Origin of the sequence: Phenylobacterium sp., assembly GCF_030693405.1 — a bacterium.
GTDB lineage: Bacteria > Pseudomonadota > Alphaproteobacteria > Caulobacterales > Caulobacteraceae > Phenylobacterium.
On the sequence record NZ_JAUYAW010000021.1, the window covers coordinates 1 to 13,792 of the forward strand.

The following is a 13,792-nucleotide window of genomic DNA, read 5'->3' on the forward strand; positions in this document are numbered from 1 at the left end:
GGCCAGCGCAGCCAGGAAATCCTCATCGATGGGATAGCGCTCTCCATAGACCCGGGCCTTTTCGTCCATCTCGGCCTCGAACCGCCGGCGTTGCTCGCCTGGGTCGGTGAGTTCGCCAAAGGCGTTGGCCAGCTCCACCCCGCAGGCATAGAGCTCGAACCGCTCGGCCACCCGGGGATCGCTGGCCTTGGGGCGGGCGAGCGCGGCCTCGGCGGTGGGATATTCGCAAAGGATGGTCGGCCGTCCGAAGCCCAGGTTCGGCTCCACCTTCTCGACCATGATGCGGCTGAAGATGTCGGCCCAGGTGTCGTCGGCCGCCACCCGCACGCCCGCCGCGCGGGCCGCCGCAGCCAGGGCGGCGCGGTCGGTGGCCCCGCCCTCACCCACCGTGGCCAGCAGGTCGATCCGCGCAAACCGATCATAGGCCTGGGCCACCGTGATCCTGTCCGGCTCGGCGAAGGGATCGGCCTCGGCGCCTCGCCAGGTCAGGGCCTTGGCGCCCACGGTGTCGGCCGCCAGGGCCAACAGGCGGGCGCAGTCCTCCATCAGTGCCTCATAGGGTTCGTCCGTCCGATACCATTCCAGCAGGGTGAATTCCGGATGGTGCAAAGGCCCGCGCTCGCGGTTGCGCCACACCCGCGCCAGGTCAAAAATCTTGGTCTCGCCCGCCGCCAGCAGCTTCTTGCAGGCGAATTCCGGCGAGGTGTGCAGATGCAGGGCCGCGCGGCGCCCGTCGTGCCCGATGGCCTCTGTCGAAAAGGCGTGCAGGTGCGCCTCATTGCCCGGGGACACCTGGAGGGCTGCGGCCTCCACCTCGGTGAAGCCCTGGGCCTCGAACCAGCGGCGCACCGCCCGGGTGACCTGCCCGCGTGCGGTCAGGAAGGGGCGGCGGTCGCGGTGGGCGTCCCGATCCCACCAGGGCGTCACGTGCGGCATGAAGTTGTCCGGCCAGGAATGGAAAATCAGCGCCAAAGCTGGCGAAAACGCCTGCGATCCTATAGGTGCGCGGGACCTCTATAGGTTTTTGAGATCTGCGGGCCCGCGCCGGTCCGCCCCAGGTTCGAGGAAGACATCACGTGAAGGTCGCCGCCAGCTCGCTCCGCAAGGGTAATGTCGTCGATGTGGACGGCAAGCTCTACGTGGTCCTGACCGTCGAGAACATCCACCCCGGCAAGGGCACGCCCGTGACCCAGCTGAACATGCGCCGCATCTCCGACGGGGTGAAGGTGTCGGAACGCTACCGCACCACCGAGCAGGTGGAGCGGGCCTTCGTCGAGGAGCGGGAGCACACCTTCCTGTACCAGGACGGCGAGGGCTATCACTTCATGAACCCGGAAAACTTCGACCAGCTGGTGGCCCCGGAAGACGTGATCGGCGACGCCAAGGTCTATCTGCAGGACGGCATGGCCGTGCAGCTCTCGACCCATGAGGGCGTGCCCATCGCCATCTCCCTGCCATCAAGGGTGACCGTCGAGATCACCGAGACCGAGCCGGCCATGAAGGGCCAGACGGCCTCGTCCTCCTACAAGCCGGCCATGACCGATGCGGGCCTGCGGGTCATGATTCCGCCCTACATCACCGTAGGCACCCGCATCGTCGTCCTCACCGAGGACGGCTCCTATGTGGAACGCGCCAAGGACTGAGCTCCTTAGGCGCTCTTCTTCCGGGTTGATTTGGCCGGCCCGCGCTTGGCCTTGGCGCCGGCGCGGCTGGCGGGCTTGCGCCGGGCGCCGCCGGTGTCGCCCAGGCTGCGCTTCAGCTGCTCCATGAGGTCGCTGACCTCCAGGTCCTTGGGCGCCTCAGGCGCTTCGATGGTGTGGCCCTCTTCCTTTTCGGCGATCAGGGCGCGCAGGGCCTCTTCGTAGCGGTCGGCGAACATGGCCGGGTCGAAGTCGCCCTCCTGCTGTTCGATGATCTTGGTGGCGATCTCGACCATCTTCTTGTCCGGCTTGACGTCGGGAATGTCCTCAAAGGCCTCCTCGGCGCTGCGCACCTCGTCGTTCGAACGCAGGGTGTAGGCGAGGATGCCCAGGCCCCGGGGCTCCAGGGCCATGACCCGCTCGCGCTGGTGCATGGCCAGCCGGCCCAGCGCCACCTTGCCCGACGCCTCCATGGCCGAGCGGATCACCGTATAGGCCTCTACCGCCATGTCCCCGTCGGGCACGAGGAAATAGGGGGCGTTCCAGTAGAGCCGGTCGATATCGGTCTCGTCGACGAACCGTTCGATATCCAGGCTGCGGGTGGTCTCAAGCTTGACGTTGTTGATCTCGTCCTGGGTCAGGACGACATAGCGCCCCTTCTCGATCTCGAAGCCCTTGACGATGTCGGCCCGGTCCACCGGCCCGCTGTCGGGATCGGTGGGGATCATGCGGATGCGGTTGTGGGTGTCCTTGTGCAGCATGTTGAAGCTGACATCGCCGCCCCGGCTGGTGGCGGTATAGAGGGCCACGGGACAGCTCACGAGGGACAGGCGCAGATAACCCTGCCAGGTGGGACGGGCGGCCATGGGAGGAACTCCGGCGAATTGCTCAAGTCAGCTCAACGCCCTGGCCGGTGATTCGTTCGGGGGTTGGGGATTCAGGAAAGAGGGGACAGATCTCCCCCCTCCACCGTCATCCTGGGCCTTGTGCCCAGGATCCCTGTCTCCGCTCGCGCCCGCCTCGACGAGGGACCCTCGGGACGAGCCCGAGGGTGACGGTTGAGAAGGTTTCGCCTACTTCGCCGGCAAGCCGAGCGTCGGCAGGGTGAACTGTTCCAGGGCGTCCAGCTGGCGGCGGGCGAAGCCCTGGCGCACGGCGGTCTCGGCGCCGAACTCCAGGAGCTGGTCGGACACCGGGTCATAGGCCGGCCAGGCCTGGTCCTCGCAGGACGGCGCGCCCGTGCTGGCGAAGGCGACCCAGCAGCCGTGCATCAGGGTCGCCATGGCCCGGTCCTCGTCGCTGACCACGCTGTCGGGCGTCCGGCGGCCCCAGTATTCGAAGACGTACTGGATCTCCGCCGCATGATGGGCGCGGTCCAGGACTCGCCGGAACCGGTCGCCCACATAGGAAAAGTGATAGAGGAAGACCGGCGCCCCGTCGGCGCCCTGGCCGGCGATCCAGCGGGCCGGCGCCCCAAAGGCCCGGTCGGTGAAGACCGCCCGACCAAACGCCTCATCCCCTTCGGCGGCGGCCTCCTCGTAGAAGGCCCTGGCCATGGGCGGCAGGCTGGCGGCGAACTTCGCCCCGCCGCCAGGGCCGCCCAGCAGGCTGTCCTCGCCATTGTTCCAGCCGATGATCATCGGCACATCGATCTCGGCGCCGGCGGCGAAGGCCTGGGTGGCTGTGCGTGGCAGAAGCCGCCCGTCGGGGAAGGGTCCGAACTCGCCGTCCACCTTTGCAATCAGGGTCTCGGCGGGGACGGCGCGTAGCTGGGCCACGGTCGCCTTGGCGAGCAGGCCGAGCTTCTCGGCGGCGGCGAGGCCGACCTTCTCCTGGTCTTTCAGGCTGTCGGGCTCAAACCAGCCGCCGCCCGACTGGACGATGGCCTTGTGAAACAGCCCTTTGGCCTGGGGCGTCGCCAGCAGGGCGAGCGTGCTCATGCCGCCGGCGGATTCCCCGAACACAGTCACATTGTTCGGATCGCCCCCGAAGGCGGCGATGTTGCGCTGGACCCATTTCAGCGCTGCGATCTGGTCCATCAGCCCATAGGACCCCAGCGGGGCCCTGGCGCCGGCGGTCTTGGTCAGCGCCGGATGGGCGAAGTAGCCGAGCGGCCCCAGCCGGTAGTTGATCGACACCAGCACCACGCCGTCGCGGGCGAAGTTCTGGCCGTCATAGACCCAGCCCGCGCCCGTGCGGTGCGATCCGCCGTGGAGCCAGACCATGACGGGGGCCGGCTTGGCGTCAGGCCGGTAAAGGGGGGCGAAGACGTTGAGCTGCAGGCAGTCCTCGCTCATAGGCCCATTGGCGCCGCCGGCGTTGGGGGCGCCGTCCTCGCGCATGGGCTGGGGACAGGAGGGGCCGGCCTCGACCGCCGGCCGCGCGCCGGTCCAGGGCTTGGGCGCGGCCGGCGGCGCCCAGCGCAAGGGCCCGACCGGCGGCGCGGCATAGGGGATGTTGCGGAAGATCCGCGCCCGGTCGGTGGCCTCGCCGGCGAGAATGCCGCTCTCGACGCTGGCCCGCACCGTCTCGGCGCCTGCCGGCGTGGCGGCCAGCGCCAGGGCCGCCGCCATGATCCAAGCCCGCATCCGTGAAGCCTCCATCCCTGTTCGGTAGCGGAGGAGACGGGGCGGCAGGGCCAAGGTCAAGGGAAGGCTGTGTGACATGGGGCGCCTGCGCCGCCCCCCGGCAGCCGCCGCAGTTGTCACGAGATGTGGTAACCAGAAATCCCGGCGCCGCCTTGGCGCGGCGGCGGGCCGACGTGCATCGGCCAAGGTTGCTACCGCTCACCTGATCCGGTGGCTGGGCCGCGGTTTCCGAAAAGGGCTAAGGAATGCATGTCGATGGCTGAGCCGAACGCCCCTGTTTGGGATGAACGGCGCCTGCGGCTCGGCGTGACCGCCGCCGGGGTCGCCCTGTGGTCTTGGAACGTCGACAGCGACGCCCTGACCATGGACGATATCGGCTACGGGCTTTGGACCGTGGCCCGGGACGTGGCCGTCACGTTCGAAGACCTGTCCGCCCATATTCACCCCGCGGACCGCGACCGGGTGCGGGTGGCCTTCAACGCCACGCGCGGCATCGTCGGCCCCTATGAGATCGACTTCCGAATTCTGGTCGGGGACGACGTGCGCTGGATTTCGGCGCGGGGGCGGGGGGATGACGAGGATATCGAGGGCCGCGTCATGTACGGCGTCTTTCTCGACGTCACCGGCCGCAAGCAGGCCGAGGAGTCCAACGAGCTGCTGGCCGGGGAAATGAGTCATCGGGTCAAGAACCTGATCACCATCGCCGGCGCGTTGACCTCGATGACCTCGCGATCTGCGGAGACCAAGGAGGACATGGCGCGGGAGCTGATTCTAAGGCTCGCCGCCTTGGGGCGGGCTCACGACCTGGTCCGCCCGGTGCCGGGCCAGACCGATGAGGCGACCTTGCTTGGCGACCTCTTGTCGGTGCTGCTCAACCCCTATGACGATCTTGGCGCCTTCAGCGGACGCATCCGGGTTTCAGTGCCCCGGATTGGTATTGGCGAAGGCGCCGCCACGGCCCTGGCCCTGGTGATCCACGAGCTGGCCACCAACGCCGTCAAGTACGGCGCGCTCTCGGCGGCGGCCGGATTGCTCGATGTGTCGTGCAAGATCGTACAGGACGAGGCGGTGATCGTCTGGACAGAGCGCGGTGGGCCGGCAGTCAGCGCCCCGAACCCAGGGTCGGGATTTGGCGGACGCCTCCTCGACCGTGTGGTGGAACGTCAGCTGCGCGGGTCGGTGGAGTACCTGTGGCCCGTCGAAGGCATGATCGCGACCCTGAAGTTCAAGGCCGACCGCCTGGCGACCTGAGGACCGCGCCCCCTCAATGAAAGTCCCGGCTGCGGATCAGGCGGCCAGTGACGTTGGAGGCGGCGCGGATTTCGGCCTTGTCCTCCCGCAGGCGGGAGAGCTGGGGGGTCAGGTCCTCGAAGCGCTCGGCGACCACATGGATCACCTCGCCGGCCTTCTGCAGCCGGCCGTGGACCAGCAGGAAGGCCGAGGTCATGACCAGGCGGCGGTTCGCCTCGAAGGCGTCCTTCCAGATCACCAGATTGGCCCCTCCGGTCTCGTCCTCCAGGGTGACGAAGGTGACCCCCTTGGCCGTCCCCGGCCGCTGGCGGACCAGGACGAGGCCGGCCACGCAGACCTTGGCGCCGTGCCGCAGGCTAGCCAGCTGGGCGGCGGGAACTGCGCCCCGGTCCGCCAGCCCCCGGCGGAAGAAGCCGCAGGGGTGGGCCTTCAGGGACAGGCGCGTCGTCCGGTAGTCCTCGGCCACCTGGTGGGGCAGGCTCATCAGGGGCAGGGCGGCCTGGGTCTCCGTCGCGCCCAGGCCGCCCTGGCGGGCGAACAAGGGGGCGGTGTCCTCCACCCGGCCCTCCCCGGTCAGACCCTTGGCCAGCCACAGGGCGGCGCGCCGGTCGAGGGCGAGCGACCGGCAGGCGTCGGCCTCGGCCAGCAGCTCCAGGGACCGCTGCGACAGGCGGGCCTGACGGGCCAGCTGCGGCAGGGTGTCGGCGCCGGCCGCCCGGGCGGCGGTCAGCCGATCCATCTCCTCCCGGTTCAGGCCCTTGATCATCCGCAGGCCCAGGCGCACGGCCTTCAGCCGGCCCTCGGCGTCCGGGGTTTCCAGGGTGCAGTCCCAGGCGCTGGCCAGGATGTCGGGGCCGCGCACCTCCACCCCGTGGTCGCGGGCGTCCCGGACCAGCTGGGCGGGCTGGTAGAAGCCCATGGGCTGGCTGTTGAGGAGCGCTGCGCAAAAGACGTCGGGCCAGCGCTGCTTGACCCAGGCCGAGGCGTAGACCAGCAGCGCGAAGCTGATGGCGTGGCTCTCAGGGAAGCCATAGGAGCCGAAGCCTTCGATCTGGGCGAAGCAGCGCCTGGCGAAGTCGGGGTCATAGCCCCGGGCGACCATGCCCTCGATGAACTTGACCCCATAGTCCCCCACATTGCCGTGGTGGCGGAAGGTGGCCATGGCCCGGCGCAGGCCGTTGGCCTCGGCGTCGGTGAACTTGGCCGCCTCGATGGCCAGGCGCATGGCCTGTTCCTGGAAGAGCGGCACCCCCAGCGTCTTGCCCAGCACCTGTTTCAGCTCGTCGGCCGGGCCGTGGTCGGGATGGGGGGCGGGGAAGTCCACCGGGTCCTTGCCTTCCCGGCGGCGCAGATAGGGGTGGACCATGTCGCCCTGGATGGGGCCTGGCCGCACGATGGCCACCTCGATCACCAGGTCATAGAACCGCCGGGGCTTGAGCCTGGGCAGCATGGACATCTGGGCCCGGCTCTCCACCTGGAAGACGCCGACGGAATCGGCCCGGGACAGCATCTCATAGACCGCCGGGTCCTCCTGAGGGATGTCGGCCAGGTCATGCAGGTGCTGGCCGTGGTCGGCCCGCAGCATGGTGAGGCTCTTGCGCAGGGCGCTCAGCATGCCGAGCGCCAGGACATCGACCTTCATCAGGCCGAGCGCATCGATGTCGTCCTTGTCCCACTCGATGAAGGTGCGGTCCTTCATGGCCCCGTTGCCGATGGGCACGGTCTCGTCCAGCCGCCGCTTGGTGAGGATGAAGCCCCCCACATGCTGCGACAGGTGGCGGGGAAAGCCGATCAGCTCTGTGGCCAGCGTGGTGGCCCGGCGGATCTGGGGGTTGTCCGGGTCCAGGCCCGTCTGGCGGACATGATCATCGGGCGTGCCGGTCCCGTAGCTGCCCCAGACCGTGCCGGCCAGCGCCGCGGTCACGTCCTCGGTGAGGCCGAGCGCCTTGCCCACCTGGCGGATGGCCATGCGCGGGCGATAGTGGATGACGGTGGCGCAGATCGCCGCCCGGTCGCGCCCATAGCGGCCATAGACATACTGCATCACCTCTTCCCGGCGCTCGTGCTCGAAATCCACGTCGATGTCCGGGGGCTCGCCGCGCTCTTCGGAGATGAAGCGGGAAAACAACAGGTCCTGGTCGGGCTTGGTGGGGTCCACCGCGGTGACGCCCAGACAGAAGCAGACGCAGGAATTGGCCGCCGATCCCCGCCCCTGGCAGAGGATGCCCTGGGCCCTGGCCCAGGCGACGATGTCGTGGACGGTGAGGAAATAGTTGGCGTAGTCCAGCCGCTCGATCAGATCGAGCTCGTGGTTCAGCAGCCGCCGCACCTTGTCGGGCACGCCCCGGCGATAGCGCTGGGAGGCGCCGCGCCAGGTGATGTCGCGCAGGTGGGCGATGGGGGTCTTGCCCGGCGGCACGGGCTCGTCGGGATATTCGTAGCGCAGCTCGGACAGGTCGAAGTCGATCAGGCCAGCCACGGCTGTCGACTGCGCAAGGGCCTCTGGGAAGCGGGCGAACAGGCGGGCCATTTCGGAGGGCGACTTCAGGTGCCGCTCGGCGTTGGCCGCCAGGCGCCAGCCGGCCTGATCGATGGTGGTCTTTTCGGCGATGCAGGTCAGGACATCCTGCAAAGGCCGCCGCTCCGGCCCGTGATAGAGCACGTCATTGACCGCCGTCATGGGCGCGCCGCTGGCGCTCGAGAGGGCCTGCAGATGGGCCAGTCGGGGCAGGTCCCGGGCGCCATAGCCCCGCGCTGCCGCCAGCCAGACCTGGCCCCGAAAATCGCCCGCCGTCCTGGCCAGGGCCTGAGCAAAGGCCTCATGCAGCCGCTCAGGCGGCACGACCAGCGCCACCTGACCCTCCGCATGGGCGGCGAAGTCCTCGTAGAAGAGTTCGCAGCCCCCCTTCTTGGCCCGCCGTTGGCCGAGCGTCAGCAGGCGGGTCAGGCGGCCATAGGCCTCCCGGTCCTTGGGGTAGCAGACCAGGCTCGGCGTCCCGTCGGCGAAGTCCAGCCGGGCGCCGGTCAGGACCCTGATGTTGCGCTCGCGCCCGGCGCTCCAGGCCCGCACGACGCCGGCCAGGCTGTTGCGGTCGCAGACGCCGATGGCCGAAATCCCCAAAGCCTCGGCGGTGGCCACCAGCTCCCAAGGGTGCGAGGCGCCCTTCAGGAAGGAGAAGTTGCTGGCCGCCATCAGCTCGGCATAGGCGGGGGAGGGGGTAAGCGACATGGCTCGCCTATCCGAACAGGCCGTGCAGCCACCACCTGGCCGGGGCGCCCGCCTCATAGAGACCGGCGCGGAAGATCCAGAAACGGCCGCCCGCCTGGTCCTCCACCCGGTAATAGTCGCGCACATGGGTAGCCGAAACCGCCCCGATGGGGGCCTTCCACCATTCCTCGGCGATCCGCTCAGGTCCCTCGGCCAGACGGACCCGATGCAGCTGGCCCCGCCAGCGGAACTGCACCGGCGGGTCGTCGGGCACGGGGGCGGTGGCCTCGATGGGTTCGGGGCGCCGGAACAGGCGGATAGGCCTTGGCTGCGCCGGGTCCCAGCGGGCCGGGGGCTCGGGGGACAAGGGCGCCCGCCTGGCCACCGCCCGCTCGGGCACATGGCTCTCCACCGCCTGGCTGGTCCAGACCCGTTCAGCTCCCAGGCGGTTGGCCAGGCGGTCTACCAAAGGCGCGATCTCGATACCGCCGCCCGCGGCCTGCTCCGACGCCAGGGCCGCCTGGCTGGCGCTCAACGCCTCCACCTCGAAGGCCGCGAGCGTCACCTGCTCCACCCCAAAGCCCGGATCCACCTGGTCGAGCCGGGGCAGGAAGAGGCGGGTGATGCGCGGCGCCTCCCGGGCGCCCACGGCCAGGCCCACCTCCACGGTCTGGGGGCGGCCATCCACCCGGTGATAGGCGATCTCGAAACGCCGGGCGCCCTGGCCCTCGGCGCTCAGCCGGGCGCAGAGGCGCTCGACGATGTCGCCGCACACCCGGGCCAGGTCCTCTGGCGTGCTGATCGGCTCGGCCAGGGCCAGGCGGTCAAACCAGGGATTGGCCGGCCGGCGAAAGGCCAGGGCCTCGGGCGCCTCGCCCATGGCCTGATCCAGGCGGGTGATCAGCTCCAGGCCGAAACGCCGGGCCAGCTGGCTGCGGGGCAGGCGGCGGACCTCCCCGATCCTGCGCAGACCCAGGCGCTCCAGCTGGGCGCAGGCGGGCTCAGAAATCCGCAGAGCGCTGGGCGGCAGATGGTCCAGCACCTCGCCCTGTCGGCCAGGCGGGCAGAGGCTGGCGCCGTCCCCGTGGCGAGCCAGGGCCCAGGCCGCGCCGGGCGTATCGGCCACGCCGCAGACCACGGGCAGGTCGTTGCGGGCGAGACGCCGGCGAAAGTCGGCCACCAGGGCGGCCTCGCCCCCCCACAGATGAGCCAGGCCGGTAATGTCCAGGAACAGGCCGTCCGGGGGATCAGGCGCCACGGCCGGCGAAAACCGCACGCACCAGTCGACCAGGGCCCGCAGGGCCTGGGCGTCGGCCTCGGGCTCGGCCTCGGCGGTGACGAGGTCTGGGACATAGGCCAGGGCGTCGGCGGCCTTCTGGCCGGGAAACAGGCCCAGGGCCGCGGCCGCGCGGCCCACCGCGGCCAGCCGGCGGGTTCCGCGGCTCGTCTCCACCAGGGCCAGGGGCGGTTCAGGCGCGGCGGCGACGGGCGGCGTCCTCGCCCCCGACGGGGAATCGGATGGGCGGGCTTGCGGGGCGGGCGGGTTGCGCCGGCGCCAGTTGTCGATCGCCCAGCTCGGCGACCAGGCGCAGAGGATGCGCGTCATCCTGGATCTCCGTATCTGAATAGGCCCCGGGACTTTCAAACAGCCAGGCGCCGGGACGCCCGCCGCGACAGCGCTCCAAGCTCGCCCGCCATCGCGGCGGGCCGAGTCCTGGTCGCCCAGGGGCTGGCGCGCTGGGGGCCGAGGCGATGGACCAGCGGGTGGCCGCCGCCGATCCGCCGGCGATCCCTGGAGCCCCGCCGCCGAAAGGCCGCCGGGCGATCAGGAAGCCGGTGGCCCGCCCCTTCTCGCAGGCCAGTTGCAGCCTGCGGCCCGCCGTCAGGTCGCAGGCCTGGGCCTCCACGATCACCGCCCCTACCCCGGACGCCCCCAGGGCGTCCTCGGCCGCGGCCAGGGCCTGGGCCTCGTCCCGGACCCAGACCTCGATCAGCCCGCCTGCGGGAAAGCCCAGACCCGCCAGGCCGGGCGGGTGCAGGTCGTCCTGCCGGGCGATCCAGACGGCCGGCCCCATCTTCAGCAGAGGCCTGGCCAGCAGGGCGACGAAGGCGGCCGGCGCCGCGGCGGTCTCGGCCTCCATCCCCTCGCCCCCCAGCTCATGCCAGCGGTGAAGGGGCAGGCCCCCGCCGCCGGGGAAGCAGCGGTCGACCGACACGTCGCCGAAGGAGAGTGACTCGGAGTCTCCCCGTCCGCCCGTCTCCAGGGCGGCGATCTTCGCCCGCACGGCGTCCAGACGCCCGCTGCGAAAACCGGCCATGGCTCCTCATCCTCTTGTTCTTCTTTTGTTCTAGTCCGGAGTCCGCCAGAGTCAATCAACCCAGAATGAGTCCCGGGTCTGAGCCCTCGCCGGGGCCGACGAATCTGATACCCCCAGGGACCGCGCGGGCGCCGTCTGGATCGAGAACCGGAGCCCGCGCCCCGCGTTGCGTCCTCATCCAGGCGCCGCATCGCAAGGAAGGGCGCGCATGCTGCGACGATTCATCGACTGGTGGCGGGGGCCAGCGCCAGCCCCCCAGACGCACGAGGCGCCGACCCGTCAGGCCGGGGCCGTGCCCTATCGCGTCACCGACAAGGGCGTCTCAGTCCTGCTGGTCACCTCCCGGCGCACCGGACGTTGGGTCTTTCCCAAGGGCGGGCTGATGAGCGGCCGCACCCCCTGGGAATCCGCGGCCCAGGAGGCCCTGGAGGAGGCCGGCGTCGAGGGCGAGGTGGAGGATGTGGCGCTCGGCGCCTATCCCTCCGTCCGCATCCGCGGTGATCGCCGCGAGGATCTGGAGGTCAGCCTCTATCTCCTGCGGGTGACCCGGCAGCTGGATCGCTGGCCCGAACGCGGCCAGAGGCGCCGCCGTTGGATGACCCTGCCGGAGGCCGCCGCCCGGCTCGGGGATCCGGGTCTGGTCGACCTGCTCAACCGGGCGGCTGAGCGTCTGGAGACTCTGGCGGCGCCGGCGAAACCCGCCAAGGGCCGCCGCAAGGTCAAAGCCGCGTCAGGACGCTGAGCAGACCATACATGCCCGCCGCCAGCAGGCCGGCGGCCGGAACGGTGACCACCCAGGCCGCGGCGATGCTCCAGGCATGGCGCCGGCGCACCAGGCGACGCTTCTCGGTCTTCTCCCGTTGCCGGTCGGTGAGTTCGGTGGGGGGCTGAGGCAGGCTGGGGTCGGTCGGCTCGGGCGCCGCCCCGTTTGGCCGGCGGCGCACCCCCCGATTGGTCAGGATCTCCCGCAGCAGACCCACCCCGAAAATGCCGCCGATGGCGATGTGGGTGGAAGACACTGGCAGGCCCAGGGTCGAGGCGCCCAGCACGGTGATGGCTGCAGCCTGGGCCACGCAATAGGCCCGGATGGCGTCCATCTTGGTGATCTTCTCCCCCACCGTGCGGATCAGGCGAGGGCCAAACAGGGCCAGGCCCAGCGAAATGCCCAGGGCTCCGATGGCCAGCACCCAGAGCGGCAAGGCGACATCGCCGGCCGTGGTGGCCGACCCGGTCTGGGCGGCGCTGACAATGGCCGCCAGGGGCCCCACGGCGTTGGCCACGTCATTGGCCCCATGGGCGAAGGACAGCAGGGCGGCTGCGCAGATCAGCGGCAGGACGAACAGCCGGCTGACCTCCTTGCGCCGGTTCTCCATCACGGCCGACCGGCGGGCCACCCAGGGGCGGGCGGCCAGCCATCCCCCCAGGCTCAGGGTCACGGCCAGGATCAGCGTCGTCTGACCCGAGGGGCTCCAGACCCGGCTCAGCCCCTTGGTCAGCATGTAGAGGGTGAAGACCCCGCTCATCAGGGCGATCAGCAGGGGGACCCAGGTGCGGGCCGCAGCGATCCGGTCCTGGCGGAACAGGATGGTCACCTTGATCAGGCCCAGCAGGCCTGCGGCCACCAGTCCCCCCAGGACGGGCGAGATGACCCAGCTGGCGGCGATGGCGCCGAGCGTCGGCCACGCCACCACCCCGAAGCCGGCGGCGGCGACGCCCGAGCCCAGCACCGCGCCGACGATGGAGTGGGTGGTGGAGACCGGCGCCCCGATCACCGTGGCCAGGTTGATCCAGACCGCGGCGGCGAACAGGGCTGCGGTCATCACCAGGATAAAGTTGACGGTTCCCAGATCGGCGGGCGGGGTGATGATGCCCTTGGAGACGGTGGCGACCACGTCCCCGCCGGCCAGGATGGCGCCGGCGGCCTCGCAGATGCCGGCGATGACCAAGGCCGCGGCCATGGGCAGGGCCTTGCTGCCCACCGCCGGACCCATATTGTTGGCGACGTCATTGGCTCCGATGTTCAGGGCCAGATAGCCGGCGACCACCGCGCCGATGATCGCATAGATCGCCAGGGGCCCGTCGGCCACTACCAGGGTGGCGAAGATGGTCACGGCCACAAGGAACAGGATCGACAGCCCCGGCAGGGCGATCTGACGAGAGATGTCCTGGGTGGCGCTCTGCAGGCGCGTGACCTTACCGAGGTCCTTGTCGAGTGTGGTCTTGGCCAATGGCGGCGTCCGTGGGGCTGATCGTCCGTGGACGGCGCATTACCACAGGCTGGCGCGGGAAACAGGCTCGCCGGCGCCGCATCAGGCTCTTAAGCTCTAAGTCGTGAACGCGCGGCCCATCGAGAAACCGAAGGCGCCCTCAGGGACTATGCGTCGGCGTCGGTCTTGATCCAGTCCGGCTCAGGGGTCTCGACGAAGCGCACGGCGGCGATGTGGCTTCGGCCCTCCAGCCAGGCCTTGGCCAGCCGGTGGCCGCCGTCCATCAGCTGGCCCTCGGCGTTGAGGATCACCGGATAGGAGAGCTCAGCGTTGAAGATCCGCTGCGCGTGGCCCGCCACCTCACGAATGCTGGGCGTGTGGCGACCCTGGAACCAGCAGTCGACGTCAAACTCAGGGATGTCGGAGAGGGCGACCTGCTGCACGGGCAGGTCGGCGGCCAGCGCCCAGAGGCGCTGCGTCCACCAATAGCCGCGGCCGCCAGGTAGGGTGCGGGAGTGTTTTTCGTCAGGGGGGCCGGCCATGGCGGCAGCGTCGCTTTGACGCCGCCGCCTGGCAAGAG

The 13,792-nt window shown here is 70.3% G+C and carries 11 protein-coding genes; 3 read left to right on the plus strand and 8 right to left on the minus strand.

Going from position 1 to position 13,792, the window contains the following annotated elements; all coding sequences use genetic code 11:
- Positions 1-936: EF-P lysine aminoacylase EpmA (gene epmA / locus Q8N19_RS04115; protein ID WP_305588367.1), on the minus strand; the 936-nt coding region annotated here is incomplete at its 3' end.
- A gap of 140 nt (positions 937-1,076) precedes the next feature.
- Between epmA and efp the strand changes: the two genes are divergently transcribed.
- The gene (efp, locus tag Q8N19_RS04120) at positions 1,077-1,643 is read left to right on the plus strand and encodes an elongation factor P (RefSeq protein ID WP_300579140.1); all 567 of its coding nucleotides are present in this window, start codon (positions 1,077-1,079) and stop codon (positions 1,641-1,643) included.
- A gap of 5 nt (positions 1,644-1,648) precedes the next feature.
- Here the strand turns inward: efp and Q8N19_RS04125 are convergent, their stop codons facing one another.
- Positions 1,649-2,506, minus strand: coding sequence for a Ku protein (locus Q8N19_RS04125; RefSeq protein ID WP_305588368.1), 858 nt, complete (start codon positions 2,504-2,506; stop codon positions 1,649-1,651).
- A 207-nt stretch (positions 2,507-2,713) separates the two neighbouring features.
- A complete protein-coding gene (locus tag Q8N19_RS04130) occupies positions 2,714-4,228 on the minus strand; it encodes a carboxylesterase/lipase family protein (RefSeq protein WP_305284210.1) in 1,515 nt (504 codons plus the stop codon).
- Between the two features lie 255 nt (positions 4,229-4,483).
- Here Q8N19_RS04130 and Q8N19_RS04135 point away from each other — a divergent pair, with 255 nt between their 5' ends.
- Positions 4,484-5,479, plus strand: a complete 996-nt coding sequence (locus Q8N19_RS04135; protein WP_305284211.1) for a sensor histidine kinase — start codon at positions 4,484-4,486, stop codon at positions 5,477-5,479.
- Positions 5,480-5,492: 13 nt separating this feature from the next.
- Here Q8N19_RS04135 and Q8N19_RS04140 read toward each other — a convergent pair whose 3' ends face one another.
- From Q8N19_RS04140 to Q8N19_RS04150, 3 genes are read right to left on the minus strand one after another with little or no spacing between them, the layout of a single operon-like run.
- Positions 5,493-8,708 carry an error-prone DNA polymerase gene (locus Q8N19_RS04140; RefSeq protein ID WP_305284212.1) on the minus strand — a complete coding sequence of 1,072 codons (3,216 nt, stop codon included), beginning with the start codon at positions 8,706-8,708 and terminating at the stop codon, positions 5,493-5,495.
- Positions 8,709-8,715: 7 nt separating this feature from the next.
- Positions 8,716-10,140: a DNA polymerase Y family protein gene (locus tag Q8N19_RS04145; RefSeq protein WP_370868333.1), complete on the minus strand. Its 1,425-nt coding sequence runs from the start codon at positions 10,138-10,140 to the stop codon at positions 8,716-8,718.
- 16 nt (positions 10,141-10,156) lie between these two features.
- Positions 10,157-11,005, minus strand: coding sequence for an ImuA family protein (locus Q8N19_RS04150; RefSeq protein WP_305284213.1), 849 nt, complete (start codon positions 11,003-11,005; stop codon positions 10,157-10,159).
- A gap of 208 nt (positions 11,006-11,213) precedes the next feature.
- On the opposite strand from Q8N19_RS04150, the gene Q8N19_RS04155 reads away from it, so the two are divergent.
- Positions 11,214-11,747, plus strand: coding sequence for an NUDIX hydrolase (locus tag Q8N19_RS04155; RefSeq protein ID WP_305284214.1), 534 nt, complete (start codon positions 11,214-11,216; stop codon positions 11,745-11,747).
- Here Q8N19_RS04155 and Q8N19_RS04160 read toward each other — a convergent pair.
- Both Q8N19_RS04160 and Q8N19_RS04165 read right to left on the minus strand, forming a co-directional pair.
- Positions 11,725-13,233 (minus strand): inorganic phosphate transporter, encoded by a 1,509-nt coding sequence (locus Q8N19_RS04160; protein ID WP_305284215.1) that lies wholly within the window; start codon positions 13,231-13,233, stop codon positions 11,725-11,727. The genes Q8N19_RS04155 and Q8N19_RS04160 overlap by 23 nt on opposite strands.
- A gap of 146 nt (positions 13,234-13,379) precedes the next feature.
- Positions 13,380-13,754, minus strand: a complete 375-nt coding sequence (locus tag Q8N19_RS04165) for a hypothetical protein (protein WP_305284216.1) — start codon at positions 13,752-13,754, stop codon at positions 13,380-13,382.
- Positions 13,755-13,792 lie beyond the last annotated feature (38 nt).

Coding starts and splice junctions, on each gene's coding strand:
- Q8N19_RS04125 (WP_305588368.1), bottom strand. CDS start 2,506: ATGGCCGCCCGTCCCACCTGGCAGGGTTATCTGCGCCTGTCCCTCGTG.
- Q8N19_RS04130 (WP_305284210.1), bottom strand. CDS start 4,228: ATGCGGGCTTGGATCATGGCGGCGGCCCTGGCGCTGGCCGCCACGCCG.
- Q8N19_RS04135 (WP_305284211.1), top strand. CDS start 4,484: ATGGCTGAGCCGAACGCCCCTGTTTGGGATGAACGGCGCCTGCGGCTC.
- Q8N19_RS04140 (WP_305284212.1), bottom strand. CDS start 8,708: ATGTCGCTTACCCCCTCCCCCGCCTATGCCGAGCTGATGGCGGCCAGC.
- Q8N19_RS04150 (WP_305284213.1), bottom strand. CDS start 11,005: ATGGCCGGTTTTCGCAGCGGGCGTCTGGACGCCGTGCGGGCGAAGATC.
- Q8N19_RS04155 (WP_305284214.1), top strand. CDS start 11,214: ATGCTGCGACGATTCATCGACTGGTGGCGGGGGCCAGCGCCAGCCCCC.
- Q8N19_RS04165 (WP_305284216.1), bottom strand. CDS start 13,754: ATGGCCGGCCCCCCTGACGAAAAACACTCCCGCACCCTACCTGGCGGC.